14 protein-coding genes and 1 pseudogene are annotated in these 16,659 nt (G+C 70.3%); 6 read left to right on the top strand and 9 right to left on the bottom strand.

Translation table 11 applies throughout. The features are described from left to right. Window positions 1-99: 99 nt before the first annotated feature. Window positions 100-621, top strand: a complete 522-nt coding sequence (locus EP757_RS43885; RefSeq protein WP_232050534.1) for a DUF4870 domain-containing protein — start codon at window positions 100-102, stop codon at window positions 619-621. Here the strand turns inward: EP757_RS43885 and hemW are convergent. After that, complete coding sequence (gene hemW, locus EP757_RS16360) at window positions 614-1,813, bottom strand: radical SAM family heme chaperone HemW (protein ID WP_127547001.1); 1,200 nt, start codon at window positions 1,811-1,813, stop codon at window positions 614-616. The genes EP757_RS43885 and hemW overlap by 8 nt on opposite strands. Before the next feature lie 27 nt (window positions 1,814-1,840). Between hemW and EP757_RS16355 the strand changes: the two genes are divergently transcribed. The 3 genes from EP757_RS16355 to EP757_RS16345 all read left to right on the top strand — a co-directional run bounded on the left by EP757_RS16355 (window position 1,841) and on the right by EP757_RS16345 (window position 5,240). Further along, complete coding sequence (locus EP757_RS16355; protein ID WP_127546999.1) at window positions 1,841-2,587, top strand: enoyl-CoA hydratase-related protein; 747 nt, start codon at window positions 1,841-1,843, stop codon at window positions 2,585-2,587. A 31-nt stretch (window positions 2,588-2,618) separates the two neighbouring features. Beyond that, a complete protein-coding gene (locus EP757_RS16350) occupies window positions 2,619-3,485 on the top strand; it encodes a hypothetical protein (protein WP_127546997.1) in 867 nt (288 codons plus the stop codon). Between the two features lie 114 nt (window positions 3,486-3,599). Continuing rightward, on the top strand, window positions 3,600-5,240 hold the full coding sequence (locus tag EP757_RS16345) for a PAS domain S-box protein (RefSeq protein ID WP_127546995.1): 1,641 nt from the start codon (window positions 3,600-3,602) through the stop codon (window positions 5,238-5,240). Window positions 5,241-5,310: 70 nt separating this feature from the next. Here the strand turns inward: EP757_RS16345 and EP757_RS16340 are convergent, their stop codons facing one another. From EP757_RS16340 to EP757_RS16325, 4 genes are all read right to left on the bottom strand, one after another. Further along, the gene (locus tag EP757_RS16340; RefSeq protein ID WP_127546993.1) at window positions 5,311-5,592 is read right to left on the bottom strand and encodes a GlsB/YeaQ/YmgE family stress response membrane protein; all 282 of its coding nucleotides are present in this window, start codon (window positions 5,590-5,592) and stop codon (window positions 5,311-5,313) included. 81 nt (window positions 5,593-5,673) lie between these two features. Then, a complete protein-coding gene (gene lepA / locus EP757_RS16335; protein WP_127546991.1) occupies window positions 5,674-7,554 on the bottom strand; it encodes a translation elongation factor 4 in 1,881 nt (626 codons plus the stop codon). A gap of 126 nt (window positions 7,555-7,680) precedes the next feature. After that, the gene (locus EP757_RS16330; RefSeq protein WP_127546989.1) at window positions 7,681-8,520 is read right to left on the bottom strand and encodes an MOSC domain-containing protein; all 840 of its coding nucleotides are present in this window, start codon (window positions 8,518-8,520) and stop codon (window positions 7,681-7,683) included. A gap of 72 nt (window positions 8,521-8,592) precedes the next feature. Next, window positions 8,593-9,129, bottom strand: coding sequence for a DUF4240 domain-containing protein (locus EP757_RS16325; RefSeq protein WP_127546987.1), 537 nt, complete (start codon window positions 9,127-9,129; stop codon window positions 8,593-8,595). Between the two features lie 37 nt (window positions 9,130-9,166). On the opposite strand from EP757_RS16325, the gene EP757_RS16320 reads away from it, so the two are divergent. Both EP757_RS16320 and rpsT read left to right on the top strand, forming a co-directional pair. Further along, window positions 9,167-10,132 (top strand): phosphotransferase family protein, encoded by a 966-nt coding sequence (locus EP757_RS16320; RefSeq protein ID WP_127546985.1) that lies wholly within the window; start codon window positions 9,167-9,169, stop codon window positions 10,130-10,132. A gap of 174 nt (window positions 10,133-10,306) precedes the next feature. Further along, the gene (gene rpsT, locus EP757_RS16315; protein ID WP_014441280.1) at window positions 10,307-10,573 is read left to right on the top strand and encodes a 30S ribosomal protein S20; all 267 of its coding nucleotides are present in this window, start codon (window positions 10,307-10,309) and stop codon (window positions 10,571-10,573) included. 796 nt (window positions 10,574-11,369) lie between these two features. On the opposite strand, the pseudogene EP757_RS43880 reads toward rpsT, so the two are convergent. The 4 genes and pseudogenes from EP757_RS43880 to EP757_RS16295 form a co-directional block, all read right to left on the bottom strand. Continuing rightward, a pseudogene (locus EP757_RS43880) lies at window positions 11,370-11,601 on the bottom strand (hypothetical protein); the annotation flags it as partial. Beyond that, on the bottom strand, window positions 11,598-12,581 hold the full coding sequence (holA, locus tag EP757_RS16305; RefSeq protein WP_127546983.1) for a DNA polymerase III subunit delta: 984 nt from the start codon (window positions 12,579-12,581) through the stop codon (window positions 11,598-11,600). The pseudogene EP757_RS43880 and the gene holA, both read right to left, overlap by 4 nt. A gap of 434 nt (window positions 12,582-13,015) precedes the next feature. Next, a complete protein-coding gene (locus EP757_RS16300; RefSeq protein ID WP_127546981.1) occupies window positions 13,016-15,337 on the bottom strand; it encodes a ComEC/Rec2 family competence protein in 2,322 nt (773 codons plus the stop codon). Further along, window positions 15,334-16,167 (bottom strand): ComEA family DNA-binding protein, encoded by an 834-nt coding sequence (locus EP757_RS16295; RefSeq protein WP_127554270.1) that lies wholly within the window; start codon window positions 16,165-16,167, stop codon window positions 15,334-15,336. The genes EP757_RS16300 and EP757_RS16295 overlap by 4 nt, the downstream gene beginning before the upstream one ends. Window positions 16,168-16,659: the final 492 nt, after the last annotated feature.

Below are 16,659 nucleotides of genomic sequence, written 5' to 3'. Positions count from 1 at the left end.
GATAGAGTGCCAGTCTACGTCGCCCGGCGCGCGAACGCGATGATCGAAAGTAAGCGGGCCGGGCATGACCGGCTGGAAGACCGGCTCTAGCGTGAACACATGACCGAACCTCCTCGTCCGCCGGAAGGCGGATTCGACCCTTACGGCCAGCAGCCACCGCCCGGATATCAGCCGCCGCCCGGCGGTTACCAGCCGCCGCCCGGATATCAGCCCCCGCCCGGATACCAACCCGGTTATCCCCCGCCGCAGGGATATGGATACGGCCAGTACCAGGGTCCATCGAGCGAAGACCGCACCTGGATCGTGCTGACCCACTTCATCAGCGCCCTGGTCGCCTTCCTGAGCAGCGGCACGCTCGGCTGGATCATGCCGCTCATCACACTGCTGTCCCAGGGCGCCCGGTCGCCGCAGGTGCGCGCCGAGGCCGTCCAGGCGCTGAACTTCCAGATCCTCTGGTCGATCCTGACCGTGGTGGGGTACATCCTGATCTGCGTGTTCATCGGCTGGATCGTCGTGCTGGTGACGTGGCTGATCGCCTGGATCGTGCCGCTGATCGCCGGCGTGAAGGCCACCAACGGGCAGCCCTTCCGCTACCCGATGAACGTGTCGATCATCAAATAACGTCTCTGATCACCGCGTCGGCCAGCAGACGGCCCCGCAGGGTCAGGATCAGCCGCCCCTCCGTGAACGCCCCCTCGTCGAGCAGTCCACCGGCGAGGGCGCGTGCGGCGGCCGCCCGGTCGACCCGCTCCAGCGGGATGCCGTCCGCGAGCCGGACGCGCAGCATCACGTCCTCCATGTGACGGTCCTCATCGGTGAGGACCTCCCGGGCCAGGCCGGGCGAGACACCGTCGGCCAGCCTCTTGGCGTACGCGGACGGATGCTTGACGTTCCACCAGCGCACCCCGCCGACGTGGCTGTGCGCCCCCGGCCCCAGGCCCCACCAGTCGGCGCCGGTCCAATAGAGCAGGTTGTGCCGGCACTCGCCGCCCTTCTTCGCCCAGTTGGAGACCTCGTACCAGCCGAAGCCCGCGGCGGTGAGCCGCTCCTCGGCCGCCAGGTAGCGGTCGGCGGCCACGTCGTCCGACGGGTAGGGCAGCTCGCCGCGGCGCATCCGGGTCGCCATCCGGGTGCCGTCCTCGACGATCAGGGCGTACGCGCTGACGTGGTCGACACCGGCGTCGATGACGGTCTGCAGCGATCTGTCGAAATCCTCGGGGGTCTCGCCGGGCGTGCCGTAGATCAGGTCGAGGTTGACGTGCTCGAAGCCCGCTTCCCTGGCTTCCAGGGCGGCTTGCGGCGCGCGGCCGGCGGTGTGTCTGCGGTCGAGGACGCGCAGGACGTTGTCGGCGGCGGACTGCATGCCCAGCGAGATGCGCGTGAAGCCGGACGCTCGCAGCTCGGTCAAATAGGATTTATCGACAGATTCCGGATTTGCCTCGGTCGTCACCTCGGCATCTCCGGCGAGACCCCAGGTCCGATCGATGCTTTCCAAGATCCGGCCCAGATCGTACGGGGAGAGCAACGTGGGCGTGCCGCCCCCGACGAAGACGGTGTCGACTCGCTTCGGCGCGATGACTCTCGCCGCTAGCGACAATTCGGAGATGACGGTATCGGCGTATTCGTCGCGGCTGGCACCGCCGCCCAGCTCGGACGCGGTATAGGTGTTGAAGTCGCAGTACCCGCAACGGCTGGCACAGAACGGAACGTGAACGTAGACGGCGAACCCGTTCGCACCCGCCCGCTCGGCCGCTTCGCGGGGAAGGGAGCCGTCGGTGGGTACGGGATCGCCGTCGGGGAGTGCGCCTGCCATCCGTCAAGCGTAGTTAAGGTCTCGGACATGGATCCGGTCCGCACCCTGACTCTGGACAACCCTGCCAGCCGCAACGCGCTCTCCACCGCTGTGCTGCGCGGCATGCTCGACGACCTGGCCGCGGCCGCCGCCGATCCGGCGTGCCGCCTCGTCGTCCTCACCCACACCGGCCCGGTCTTCTGCTCGGGCGTCGACCTGAGGGAGACCGCCGCCGCGGCTCCCGGCGACAAGCTGCCGGCCGAATGGCTCGCCGACGTGCTCGCCGTGCTCTGGGAGTTCCCCAAGCCGGTCGTGGCACGGATCGCCGGTCCGGCCCGGGCCGGCGGCCTCGGCCTGATCGGGGCGGCCGACATCGCGGTCTGCACGCTCGCCGCGACCTTCTCGTTCACCGAGGTCCGCCTCGGCGTGATCCCCGCGGTGATCAGTTCGACGGTGCTGCCCCGGCTCTCGCCGCGCGCCGCCGCCGAGCTCTATCTGACCGGCGACGTCTTCGGCGGGCAGCGGGCAGCGGAGATCGGCCTGGTCACGGCCGCGGTGCCGGACGAGGAGCTGGACGACGCGGTGGACCGCTACTGCGCGTCGCTGCTGCGCGGCGGGCCACTCGCGCTGGCCGGGACCAAACAGCTGCTCCGGCGTACGCGGAACGAGTCGATCCGTGCCGAACTGGCAGATCTCGCGGACCGCTCCGCCGGATACTTCAAGTCCGCGGAAGGTCGCGAGGGCGTCGCGGCGTCCCGCGAGAAGCGGGATCCGTATTGGGTGAGCGGTCGTTGACTACTCTTGTCGCGTCCTGACGACGGAGGAGGTGTGGGTGCGTAAGAAGCCGATCGTGGGCGGAGTAGCCCTGCTGGCCCTCCTTGGCGCGCTCGGCGTGTTCGTGGTGCTGCGCTCGGTGGTGAGCAACATCAAGCTGCCGCAGCTGGGCCCGGAGTGCACGGTCAGCGCCGACGGCAAGGTCACCCTCGACTCGCAGCAGATGGCGAACGCCGCGACGATCACGGCGGTCGGCGTGCGACGCGGATTCCCCGAGCAGGCCGTGGTGGTGGCGCTGGCGACCGCCTTCCAGGAGTCGAAACTGGAGAACCTGGACGACGGCGACCGGGATTCGGTCGGCCTCTTCCAGCAGCGCCCCAGCCAGGGGTGGGGGACCTTCGAGCAGATCAAGGACCCTCGGTACGCCGCGGGCAAGTTCTACTCCGCGCTCAAGAAGGTCAAGGGCTGGCAGGAGATGCGGGTGACCGACGCCGCCCAGAAGGTGCAGCGGTCGGCGTACCCGGAGGCGTACGAGAAGTGGGCCGACGAGTCGAAGGTGCTCGCCGCGGCGCTCACCGGCCGGGCCACCGGCGCCGTCGAGTGCCGCTACACCGGCACCCCGGTGATCCGCGGCGCCGAGGCGGCCACCGCTCTGCTCGCGAGCCTGAAGCTGGACTGGGGCAAGAAGCTGCCGAACAAGGCGGCGGCCACCGGCACGGCCGGGCTGACCGTCGACGTGCCGAGTGCGGACAGCGGCTGGCGATACGCCCACTGGCTCGTCTCGCACGCCGCGGTGAGCGGCCTCGAACGGGTACGTTTCGCCGACCTGGAATGGCACGCCCCCGAGGGGAAGTGGCAGCCGGTCACCGACGGCGGCGACACGACCACGGCCCGAGTCGTGGCGGAGGTGTTCCGATAGCGCGCGCTCGCAAGTTTCGGTGACCGGACGTAATGTTCCAACGTCGGACATACGGGTTGCGCTGCGTATACATCGACATGGACAGTCCGCAACCGCCCTGGTACTAAGTAGAGCGTGCTGAGGGCGATGGAGTGGATCCTGCTGGGACTCGGCAGCGTCGGCGCCATCCTCTACGGGGTTCGCCGCAACCGACCGGCCCGCCGATCGCCGTGGTTCCTGCTCGCCGCGGCGGTCGCGTCCCTCTGCGTCGGCGACGTGTTCTACGCCTATGGCGCGACGGATCTCGCCGAGGCCGGCTATCTGGCCATGTTCGCCCTGGTCGTGTGCGCACTGCTGCAGTTCACCAGGGATGGATCGCTGCTCGCCGACCGCGCCCGGCTCATCGACCTGCTCGCGTTCTCCTGCTCCACGCTGCTGGTGGTCTGGGTCTTCGTGATCGGCTCGGCCGGTCAGTTCGGCGCGGTCAGCGCGGCCGACGTGATCGGTGGCCTGCTGCTGATCGGCGTGGCGGTCCGGCTGGTCCTCGCCGATCGGCGCAACGTCGCCGCGATCCTCCTGCTGGCCGGTGCTCTCGGCCTGCTCGCCGGGGACGTCTTCTATCCGCTCACCGGCGGCGCCGCACCGGCCGAGTCGGCCTACGTCGTGCTCTACCTCGGCTGGGGGCTGTCCGCCCTGCACCCGTCGATGGTCAGGCTCACCGAGCCCCGGCCGCCCGAACCCACCCCGTGGCGGCTGCACTGGACCCTGCTGCTCGCCGCGTCCGCCGCCACTCCCCCGGCCGTGCTGCTCATCGAGGCCCTGTCCGGTGAGGTGCGGGACGGCGTGGTGATCGCGGTGACCGGCGCCGTCACTCTGCTTCTCACCATCACCCGGCTGGCTGACGCGATCCGGCAGCACAGCGCTGCGCTGAGCCGCGAGCGTGGCCTGCGTACGGCGAACACCGCCCTGGTCGCGGCCGCCGACCTCCCGGCGGTGGACTCCGCCGTGCGGGCGGCCATCGGCCGGTTGCTGCCGCCCGGTTCGGTCCGCAGGATCGTCCTCGCCACCGACGACGGCATGCTCGCCGCCGAGTCGCTGCCGTCCGCCCCGGCCGGCGCCGGCTCCCGCAGCTGGTTCGCGGCGGCGGAGGACCGCGACGAGTGCGTCCTGATCTGCCCGCTGCGGCTGGAACCGCTCGCGGTGGCCCGGCCCAGCGGCGGCGCACTCATCCTCACCGGCCTCAAGGAGACCCTGACCGCCGGGCGGGATTCACTGGAAGTGCTGGCCGGCGAGGCAGCCCTCGCCCTCGACCGGATCACCCTGGTCGAGGCGGTCGGCCGCCGGGACAGCGACCTCTACCTGCGTGCGGTCATCCGGAACACCGCCGAGATCATGGCGGTCATCGACTCCGACCACCGGATCCGGTACGCCAGCCCGGCCCTGCGCGACCTGATCGGCGGAGACGAGTTGCCGCCGCTCACCGCGCTCGACGATCTGGTCCACCCGGACGATCAGGTGATGGTCCGGGTCAAGCTGCGCACCCAGGGCGACGGGCGGGTCTTCTGCGCGCTGCGCCGCAAGGACGAGACGCAGGCGTTCGTCGAGATGACCTACCGCGATCTGCGGGACGACCGGCTCGTCCAAGGTCTCGTCGTGACGATCCGGGATGTCACCGATCGGCGCGATCCGCTGGAGGGCATGCCGTACTCCGATCATGCGGGCGACATGCCCGCCTGGGTGAACCGGCGGAGCGCTCAGCACAAATTCCGTTATTGAGTTCTTCACCTACGCCTTTACGCGCGAAAGGCCGGACCCCGGTGGGGTCCGGCCTTTTCACGTTTTTGGATTACCGGGTCAGGCGGCGACGGCCACCGACACCGGCGACCAGCGCGACACCGATCGCGGCGAGAACGACCTGGAAGAAGAACTCGATCCAGTCGAAGCCGGCGGTGTCAGCGACACCAGCGGCCCGCGCGATCACGGTGCCCAGCAGCGCGGCGACCACACCGACCACCATGGTCAGCCAGATCGGGATGTTCTGCTTGCCGGGTACAACGAGACGACCCAGGGCGCCGATGACCAGACCGACGATCAGAGCGACGATGATGCCGGTGAGCGTGAACTCCATGGGATTCCTCCTCGGGGGGTGGAGCATTGGTTGCGTCCGTCGAGCACCAGAGTTCCCGACCCCCCGAAAAACCAAACCGCTTTATTTTTTGGTTGTCCCCTTGGTGTCACCGGCGTCCGAAGTCGACAGGGCGGCGATGAAGGCCTCCTGGGGGACCTCCACCCGGCCGACCATCTTCATCCGCTTCTTGCCTTCCTTCTGCTTCTCGAGGAGCTTGCGCTTCCGGCTGATGTCACCGCCGTAGCACTTCGCCAGCACGTCCTTGCGGATCGCGCGGATGGTCTCGCGGGCGATGATCCGGCTGCCGATGGCCGCCTGGATCGGCACCTCGAACTGCTGCCTCGGGATGAGTTTCTGCAGCTTCGCGGCGATCGACGTGCCGTACGAGTAGGCCTTGTCCTTGTGCACGATCGCGCTGAACGCGTCCACCGGCTCGCCGTGCAGCAGGATGTCCACCTTGACCAGGTCGGCCGTCTGCTCGCCGGAGGGTTCGTAGTCGAGCGACGCGTACCCCTTGGTCTTGCTCTTCAACTGGTCGAAGAAGTCGAAGATGATCTCGGCGAGGGGCAGGGTGTAGCGGAGTTCCACCCGTTCGGTGGAGATGTACTCCATGCCGAGCAGCATGCCCCGGCGGCTCTGGCACAGCTCCATCACGGCGCCGACGAACTCGTTCGGCACCAGGACCGTGGCACGCACCACCGGCTCCTGGATCTCGGCGATCTTGCCGGCCGGGAACTCGCTCGGGTTCGTGACGGTCCGGACCTCGCCGTCCTCGGTCATCACCTGATAGACCACGTTCGGCGCGGTGGAGATCAGGTCGAGGCCGAACTCGCGCTCCAGCCGCTCACCGATGATCTCCAGGTGCAGCAGGCCCAGGTAGCCGACGCGGAACCCGAAACCGAGCGCCGCCGACGTCTCCGGCTCATAGGTGAGGGCCGCGTCGTTCAGCTTCAGCTTGTCCAGCGCGTCCCGCAGCGCCGGGTAGTCCGAGCCGTCGATCGGGTAGAGGCCCGAGTAGACCATCGGCTTCGGGTCCTTGTAGCCGCCGAGAGCCTCCTTGGCCGGGCGGTTGTTGCCGGTCACCGTGTCACCGACCCGGGACTGGCGGACGTCCTTCACGCCGGTGATCAGGTAGCCGACCTCGCCGACACCGAGCGCGGACGCCTTCTCCATCTCGGGCGAGACGACACCGATCTCCAGCAGCTCGTGCACGGCGCCGGTGGACATCATCTTGATCCGGTCACGCGCCTCGATCCGGCCGTCGATCACCCGGACGTACGTGACGACGCCCCGGTAGACGTCGTACACCGAGTCGAAGATCATCGCGCGGGCCGGGCCGTCCGCGTCGCCGACCGGCGGCTTGAACTGCCGGACGATCTCGTCGAGCAGGTGGTCCACACCGACGCCGGTCTTGCCGGAGACCTTCAGCACGTCGGACGGCTCGCAGCCGATCAGCTTGGCGAGCTCCTCGGCGTACTTCTCCGGCTGCGCCGCCGGCAGGTCGATCTTGTTGAGCACCGGGATGATGTGCAGGTCGTTCTCCATCGCCAGGTACAGGTTGGCGAGGGTCTGCGCCTCGATCCCCTGCGCGGCGTCGACCAGCAGGACGGCGCCCTCACAGGCGGCCAGGCTGCGGGAGACCTCGTAGGTGAAGTCGACGTGCCCCGGAGTGTCGATCATGTTGAGGACGGCCTGCTCGCCCTGCTGGCCGCCCTCCCGGACGGTCCAGGGCATGCGCACGGCCTGCGACTTGATGGTGATGCCGCGCTCGCGCTCGATGTCCATCCGGTCCAGGTACTGAGCGCGCATCTGCCGCGGGTCGACCACCCCGGTGATCTGCAACATCCGGTCGGCCAGCGTCGACTTGCCGTGGTCGATGTGGGCGATGATGCAGAAGTTGCGGATGCGGCCGGGATCGGTCGATCCGATCACGTTCACGCCGGGGTCGAGCGGTCCAGGCACGGTCTTCCGTTCTTCTCGAGCTCAGTGTCGCAATCTGGGGAGGCCGGCTGACGCCGGCGCCCCCTATCGTCCCACGTCCGTCGGCACCGCTCCGATCACACCCGTTCGGCCGCCCGCGCCTGTAGGTCAGATCCTCTCCAGCGGAGCGGGCGGGCCCGGCGGCAGTTCCACGGTCACCGGGTCGCCGGGCCGGATCGGGCCGCCGCGCAGCACCACTGCCATGACCCCGGCCTTGCGAACGATGTTCCCGTCGTCGTCCTGCCCCAGCACCTCCTTGAGCAGCCCGGACCGAAACCCGTTGATCTGCGCACAAGGATTCCGCAACCCCGCCACGACGATCGCCGCCCGCCCATCCCGGCCGGCCGCTTCCTGGGCCGTCTCATCGCGGGCCGTCGCTTCCCGGGCCGCCGCATCCCGCCTGAGGGCCGCCGCCACGGCCTCGGCAGCCCGGGCGGTCGCATCGTCGAGGGTCGCCGCCGCGGCAGCCGTGAGCACAGCCTCCACAGGATGTCCCCCGGCACCCTCCGAGCCCTCACCAGCCCGCGTGCCATCACCAGCCCGCGTGCCATCACCAGCCTGCGTGCCATCACCGCCCCGCGCAGGCCCCTCACCATGTCCAGCACCATGTCCAGCGGGGTGGCCGAAGCGCAGGATCGTTCCTCGCGGCAACCCGAGCAGATCGATCCCACTGGTCGTCACGTTCTCGCCGAGGCCGCCGGGCGGAACCTCGTACCCCTTCTCCGCCACCTCCTCGAACAACTCCGCGTGGATCAGGTGAACCTGCCGCAGGTTCGGCTGTGTCGGGTCGGCCTTGACCCGGCTGCGGTGCCGGACGTTCACCCCGGCGTGGATGTCGCCTTCCACCCCGAGACCGGCGACCAGCACGATCTCGTCCCGGCTCGGCTTCGTGAACGTGTAGGCGTCGTTGCGACTGACAGCGCGAACCGTCCCATGCTCAGCACTCATAACGCCGAGTCTTGCCACCCCGCACAAGCCGTCTCGACCCGGATTCCCACGATCCAGGCGGAGGCCGGCCGGTCAGTCCGGCGGCTCCAGGAACAGCTCGGACAGCCTGGGCAACCTCTTCCTCATCTCGTCCTCGTCGTCGAAGTCCCACAGGTCGGCGACCTCGGGACGGGTCCGTGGCCGCGCCTCGGACGCCGGCAGCGGCTCGCCCGTCGCCTTCTCGTAGGCCCGGGCCGCGACGGTCAGCACCTCTTCCGCCTCGAAGACCGCGCCGGTCTCGGCAGCGGCTCGGACCGCGGGCATGCCGGCGAGCACGTCGGGCGACTGGACCGAGGCCGCGACCGCCTTGCGACCGTGCGCCACCAGCCAGCCGCGGAAGTTGTCGAAGCCCTCCTCGGTGCAGCCGCCGTTGATCAGGTAGGCGGCCGCCCACAGATCCTCGGTGCCGGACGCGGCGAGCACCTTGTCGAGGTGACGGCCCCAGGCGACGATCTCCTCCGGGTCACGGGTGGCCAGGTCGTCGACGGCCCGCTCGGCGACCTCGGCCGGTGAGGCGGGCCGTTGGGCGGTGGCGCGGTCGATGACCGCCCAGAAATCGTCGGTTCTCATGCCGGAATCCTCGCAGCCGGGTATGACAATTCCCCACATGGAGAGCCGGCCCGTCACGCTGCCCGAGGTGCCGTACGACGCGACGTCCGTACGACCGGACTGGAAAGACCTCCCCCTGAGAGTGCGTGAAGCGATCAGCCGGCGCCTCGGCTCCCCGGTGATCGCCGCGCGCAGCGCCGGCGGCGGATTCACCCGCGCGTTCGCCGCGCTGCTCACCACCGAGGCCGGGAGCAGCGCGTTCGTGAAGGCCGCGCCGATGAGGGAGCCGACCTCGCAGTGGTACGCCCGGGAGGCAGCGATCACCAGCGCCCTACCCTCCGAGATCCGAGCAGCCCGGCCGCTCTGGACCCTCAGCGAAGGCGGCTGGTTCGTCCTGGCCCTGGACCCGATCGACGGCCACATCCCACCGCTGCCCTGGTCGGCGGCTCACCTCGAGGCCGCCCTGGACGCCTGGTCGGAAGCGGCGCGAGCACTGACCGGAGTCCGCACCGACGGCCTCCCCGAACTCTCCGAGATCCTCAGGCACGAGATGTCCTGGTGGCAGCTGATCGAATCCGGACACGAACCGATGCCGTCGACCGCCCTCACCACCATCGCCCCGTCCCATTTGTCGCAGTTGGCCACCCTCGAACGCACCCTGCCCGACCTGGCCGCCGGAACCGGGGTGTGCCACGGCGACCTGCGCGTCGACAACGTGATGATCGACGGCTCGGGAGCGGCCTGGCTCTGCGACTGGACGTGGCCGTGCGCCGGCGCGCAGTGGTACGACACCGTCACTCTGCTGATCAGCGCCTATGCGAGCGGCCACGACACCGACGCATACATCCAGAAATGGGATCCCCCGCCGGGTGGCGTGGACGGCGCCTTGGCAGCGCTGGCCGGCTACTGGCTGGTCCGCGCCGCCGACGGCCCGAGCAGCGCCTCACCCGCCAGCAGGCAGCACCAGCGTTTCAGCGGCACCCAAGCGCTGGCCTGGCTGTCCGCTCGCCAGGGCTGGACCTGACGCCGAGCCCGCGGTGACCGGAGTCGTTTTGGCGGCTCGCGGGCGTGCTGGTAGTCTGGATCCTCGCGTGTGGTGACACGCTGTTGATGTCTGCCTCCGGCCCCAGCCGGGACAGTTTCTCCAGTGACCACCGCGTGAGACCGTTTCCGAACCTAGTCAGGACAAGGCTGTCGCGTGGCGAACATCAAGTCCCAGATCAAGCGCAACCGGCAGAACGAGAAGGCCCGTCTGCGCAACAAGTCGGTCAAGTCGTCGCTGAAGACCGTGATCCGCAAGCTGCACGAGGCGGGCGATGCGGGCAACGTCGAGACGGCGACCGCTCTGCTGCGTGACGCCTCGCGTCAGCTCGACAAGGCTGTCAGCAAGGGCGTCATCCACAAGAACCAGGCGGCCAACCGCAAGTCGGCAATCGCTAAGAAGATCGCCTCGCTGTCCGCCTGATCTGCTCGTTCTGGATCAAGCTAAGAGCGGAGCCGGTCACCCTTTCCGGGTGGCCGGCTCCGCTTTTTTCGTACGTCTGAAGTCCCACCCTGCCGTAGCTCAGCAACGCAAAGACCGAACCCGGCCACCCCCTGGAAAAGGGACGACCGGGCTCGGATCAGCTCAGTGAGATCTCACTCGTAACGACGGACCGCCGCCTGCCGCGCCATCTGCTGCTGCACGTCGAGCTGCTCGGCCCACTGCCGCCGCCCCGGACCGCCGCCGGCCGCCGGGAACCGTCCGGCCTGCTCCTCGGCGGCATGCGCATAGTTCGCCACCGGGGCAGCCCACGCCGGACCGTATCCGCTCTGCGCAGGCGCGTATCCGGAATCACCGTAGGCGTCGCCGGCGTTCACCCCGGCATAACCGAACGCCTGTCCCGCTGCCGGCGAACCGAAGGTGTGCCCCGGCTCTCCCGCCCCGAACGACCGCTCGGCGCCACGGAACGCGGGCTCGCCTCCGTAGAGCTCGGAACCGTCGTTGGAGCTGAAGATCGTCTGCCGTGAACCGGCCGTCTCGTGATCGTCCTGCTGCGCCCCGGGGAAGCCGAAGACCGAACCCGCCCGCGCCGAACCGGCGGTCGCGAACCCGAAGCCCGGCCCGGTCATCCGCTGCTCGACCGTCGGCGCCGAACCCGGGAACAGCTCGGCGCTCGGCTCGGGATCCGGCGTCGTCGGCATCGGCATGGCGGCCGGGCGCAGCACCGCGGCACGGGCGGTGGTCGTCTCGGGGGCCACCTGCTGCTGGGTCAGCGCGCCGGCGATCAGGTCGTTGAACTTGACCATCAGCGCGACGGTGACCGGCAGCACCAGGACACCCCACCAGCTGACCAGCTCGGCCAGGGCGAGCAGGAGGCCGAGCACCACGGCGCCTTCGAGGAACACGAAGCAGAGCAGGCCGCTCGGGGCGAGGTGGCGAAGGCGGAGCACTCGTGCGTACAGAGGCTGGTTGGCGATCTCGGCGCGACGCGATCGAACTGTCCTGGTCAACTAGCACCACCGTTTCGCCGGGCCGCCGCCACCGCGAAGACCGCCTGCTCGAGCGCGTATCCACGATCTTCCGCGCCGCCCTTGACCGCCGCGTTGCACTCGGCGGCGGCACGCATCGCGTCGATCAGTCCATCCGGCGTCCAGCCGCGGCTGCGCTCCTGCGCCCGCTGGATCTTCCACGCCGGCATGCCGAGCGTGGTCGCCAATTGATAAGGGTTGCCGCGGCCGGCCGAGGCGACGCGAGCCACCGTCCGCACGCCGTCGGCGATCGCGTCGGCGATCGGCACCGGGTCGACGCCGACGTGCAGCGCCCAGCGCAGAGCCTCCAGCGCGCCCGGCAGATCACCGACCATCGCGGCGTCGGCCACCGTGAAACCGCTCACCTCGGCGCGCCCCTTGTAGTAGCGCGCCACCACCGCCTCGGTGATCTTGCCGTCGGTGTCGGCGAGCAGCTGGGAACAGGCCGCCGCGATCTCCCGCAGGTCGTTGCCGACCGCGGCGAGCAGCGCGGACGCCGCCGCTTCGTCGCATTTCGCACCGTTACGCCGGAACTCGTCGCGCACGAAGGCGATCCGCTCGCGATCACCCTTCAGCTTCGCCGCCGGCACCACCTCGGCACCGGCCGCACGCAGGCCGTCAGCGAACGCCTTGCCTTTCGCCCCGCCCACATGAGCCACGATCAAAGTCACTTCAGGATCAGGATCTTTCGCGTACGCCAGGAGCGCCGCAATCAGATCCTTCCGTGCATCTTGACCGCTTCTGATCACAAGAACCCGCCGGCCGCCGAACAGTGACGGACTCAGCATCTCGGCGACCTCGCCCGCAGCGAGCGAGCCCGCCTCGTATTCCCGGACGTCGGCCCCGGGGTCGGCAGCCCGTGCGGCCTCGACGGCCGCGGCGATGGCGCGGGCCGAGAGCAACTCCTCATCACCGTGGACGAGCAGCAAGGGGGCGGGTGGCGCGGATTTCACGCTCAACATCGTCGCACGCGCCACCGACAAGTCAGCACGCCTCACTCTTCAGCGCATGGACGCCGATCACCGAACGCGAAACCAGACATATCGGCGGACGATGATGCCCTGAAGCTCGTAAAGTCGGCTGCCCAGGACGAATCACCTCGACCGCTCTCGCAGGCGTTTCGTCCGTTATTGAGCACTATCATCCGACGTGAGCCCGAAGTCTATTCCCCAATTCGGGCGTGTCGGTTGCAAACGGACGAGTCACCACAGTCCGAACAGCCGACTTCGCCTACCCGTCAGGAGATACCGACCCAGCCCAGCACCGCGTGCACGGGACGGACGCGACCACTCCACCCGGAAGTGGTTGACGTCGGCGCGCGGGCAGCCCAGGCAGCAGGCCGCCTGGATTAGTGGGCGGGTGGGTCAGCGGTCGGGTGGGTCAGCGGTCGGGTGGGTCAGCGGTCGGGTGGGTCGCCTCGGGTGGCTACTGCCAGGGCGTTGCGGGTGGACACCGCGGCTATGTCGCCCATCTCGTCGGTGCGCAGGATTCGGGCGCCGCCTCGGGCCAGTCGTTCGAGCACGGGGCCGTTCGGATGGCCGTAGTCGTTGTCCCGCCCCACCGAGACGAGTGCCACCGCCGGGTCGACGGCGTCCAGTAGTTCACGGGACTGGAGGGCGCTGCCGTGGTGGGCCACCTTCAGGACGTCCGCTCGCAGGCCTGCCGCGCCCAGCCGGTGGAGCAGGTCGTTCTGCTCCTCGGTCTCCGCGTCGCCGAGCAGGAGGACGCTGTGGCCGCCGAGCACGGCTCGCAGGATCAGTGAGTTGTTGTTCGGGTCGGAGTTCGTCCCGTGCATCGGGTCACCCGGGCCGAGCGCGTCCAGCCGCAGGTCGCCGATCGTCCAGGTCCAGCCGGGGCCGGCGGTGAGGACCGCGATGCCGGCCGCGCCCGCCTCCGCCTCGACGGCGGACCGGCCCGCCGCGGGCTCCGGCCAGTCCGGCGCTATCACCGCGGACACTTCACGGCCGCGGAAGACCCCGCTCACCCCGCCGACGTGATCGGCGTGGAAGTGGCTGACCGCGAACAGCACCACCTGGTCGACACCGAGCCGCCGCAGGCAGCGGTCGACCGGGTCCGGGTCGGGGCCGGCGTCGACCACCACGGCCCGACCGGCGCCGGCCGGCAATACCACGGCATCGCCCTGGCCGACCGCGCACGAGACGACCAGCCATCGCGGTGGGGGCCAGCCAGGGGCGAGCAGTCGTACCGGGAGCGCTCCTAGAATCGCGCCGAGAGCGACGATCGTGGCGAGCTTGCGCACCACGGGTCTGCGGGCGGCGACCAGGAACGCCACCGTGATCGCCGCGAGCAGGAGCCCGCCCGTCGCGCCGCCGGGCCAGGGCAGTGCGCCGGCCGGCACCCGGGCGCCCGTGTGGGCCACCAGGACGAGCCACTCGGCCGGCCAGTGACCGATCCAGACCAGGAACTCCGCGCCGGCCGGCCAGATCGGTGAGATCACCGCCGCGGTGACGCCGGCGAGCGTGGCGGGCGCGATCGCCGGGACCGCCACGAGATTCGCCGGTACTGCGATGAGGCTGACCGTTCCGGACAAGGCCGCCACCACCGGGCCGCATGCCACCTGAGCGGCTGCCGGGACCGCGAGCGCCTCGGCCGCGCCCGCCGGGCAGCCCCGCTTCCGGAGGCCGTCCCGCCAGACCGGCGCGAGCAGCAGCAGACCCGCCGTGGCCAGTACGGACAGGGCGAACCCGGCGTCGGCGGCGAGCTCCGGATCGGCCGCGAGCAGGACCGCGGCACCGGCGGCGAGGGCCGGAACCGCCGCCCGCCGCCGACCGGATGCCAGCGCCAGCAGGCCGATCGCGCCCATCGCCCCGGCGCGGATCACACTCGGCGAAGGCCGGGCCAGGATGACGAAACCGATCAGTGCTACGACACACACTGCAGCGGAGAGCAGCGGGCCGGCGCGGGCGATGCGGCGGATCAGGAAGAGAACGACGCCGAGAAGAATCGCCACATTCGTACCGGAAACCGCAGTCAAATGTGTCATCCCGGTGGTCCGGAAGTCCTCGTCCAGCGCCGGATCCAGCCGGCTCGTGTCGCCGACGACCAGCCCGGGCAGCAGTCCACCGGAGTCGTCCGGCAGCGGCTCGCAGGCACGTTGAAGCCCGTCCCGCAGCGCCCCGGCCGCACGCTGCGCCCACGACGGCCGCCCGATCAGCCGCGGCGGTTTACGTGCCGAGACGACCGCGGCCCGCAGGTCACCGGGCCGTGGCGGCATCAGCCGTCCGGTAGTGATCACTCGTTGCCCGGGGAGCAGCCCACGCCAGCCGGCATCGGCGCCGAGGACCAGCGCGCGTGCGGCCAGGCGGATCGGCGGGGCGTCGGGAGCTTCGACGGTACGGAGTTCCGCCGCCACCAGATAGGTCGGCGGTCCCACCCCTCGGGGCAGTAGCCGCGGATCGTCCTTCACGATGAGTTCGACGTCGACGCTCTCCCCCGCCTCGACGAGACGACTGAGGGCCGGAGCCTCCCGTACGGACAACCGCGCCGCTGTCGAGACGGCCCCACACCCGGCACCGAGCATCACCGCCACCACGATCCACCGGACTCCACCGCGCAGGCCCACCAGGAGGATCACGCCCGCGGCGATCAGCGCGGTCGCGCCCAGGACCAGGCCGAACCGGGCCGGCAGGCGCAGCGCCGCCAGCGACGAGAGCCAGATGCCCAGCGTGAAACCGGCCAGCCGCAGGTCGGGGATCACACCGTCACCAACTCTTTGAGCTGTTCGTAGCGGGCGTCGCCGATCCCGTCGACCTTCCGCAGGTCGGCCACCGACTTGAAGCCGCCCATCTCCTCCCGGGCGTCGAGGATCCGCTGAGCCAGCACCGGCCCGACACCGGGCAGATCGTCGAGGTCGCCGAGCGCCGCGGCGTTGAGGTTCAGCAGACCGCCCGGCGCCGCGGCGGACGACATTCCCGGAACCGTCACCGTCCCCGGCGGCGGCGTCACGCCCACCATGATCAGTTCGCCGTCCGCGACCCGCCGGGCGAGATTGAGCGCGGCGACGTCGACACCGGGTTCGGCCCCTCCCGCGGCGGCGAGCGCATCGGCGACGCGGGCGCCGGGCGGAAGGTGGACGAGCCCGGGCTTGCGAACCTTGCCACCGACCGCGACCACCACCTCGGACGAGGCAGCACTCGATCCACCGGTCACCGCGGCCGCCGACGGCAGGGAGACGAGCCCGGATCCGCCACTGACCACCGCGTCCACCCGGGGCCGCGCCCGCCATGCCAGGAACGCCGCCACCACCACGACCACCACAGCGACCGCAGCCAGCGCCTTGACGCCCGGCCGCCCCGGGTCGAAAGCCTGAACCCAGGAACGCCCGCCACCCCCGAACGCGCCGGCCCCACCCAGCCGCTCACCGCCGGGCTGCCTGTCGCCGGGCTGCCTGTCGCCGGACTGCCTGTCGTCGGGCTGCTCAGCTGCGGTGTCCGGGTTTCCGCGCAGGTCCTCCCAGGAATAAGAGGAGATATCCGGTTCGTCCCCCGGATATGCGGCCCGCTCACCGGAAGCCGGCGCCGGGAACACTCCGGGTGGATTCGCGGAGACCTGGCCTTCGGGTTCGCGGGCAGGCCGGTACGGCTGCTGCTCCCACGGATATGCCGCCGGCTCATCGGTCGCGGCGGCGTCGAAGGCGGCCGGAGAAGGGCCGGAGCCCGCCGAGGAAGGAACGGCACCCGGCAGGGAGGAAACGGCGCCCGGCGGAGAAGGAACGGCCGGCGGGGAAGAAACGGCCGGCGGAGGAGCCGGCGGAGGAGGGCGGTAAGGGGTCGCCCAAGCCGACCCGGAGGGGTAGGGCCGCGAGCCGCCGGCCGGCGAGTCGCCCGCGGGCGGCTCGCCAGCCGCGGGCCGCCGCTCGAAAGGGGGATCCTCCGGGGGCAGATCCTCTTCATCCCAGGCGGGGATGATGTCCGACCAGCTCAGAGGGCCGTCCTGCACGGACGGGGCCGGCCGGAGCACGGCCCGGAGCCGCGCCTCGACGACTTCACCGCTATTCTTCGCCTCTCGCACGGCCCGAAA

It is taken from the genome of Actinoplanes sp. OR16 (assembly GCF_004001265.1).
Classification (GTDB): Bacteria; Actinomycetota; Actinomycetes; order Mycobacteriales; family Micromonosporaceae; genus Actinoplanes.
The sequence above is the reverse complement of the archived record's forward strand: the minus strand, read 5'-3'. Positions and strand labels throughout refer to the sequence as shown.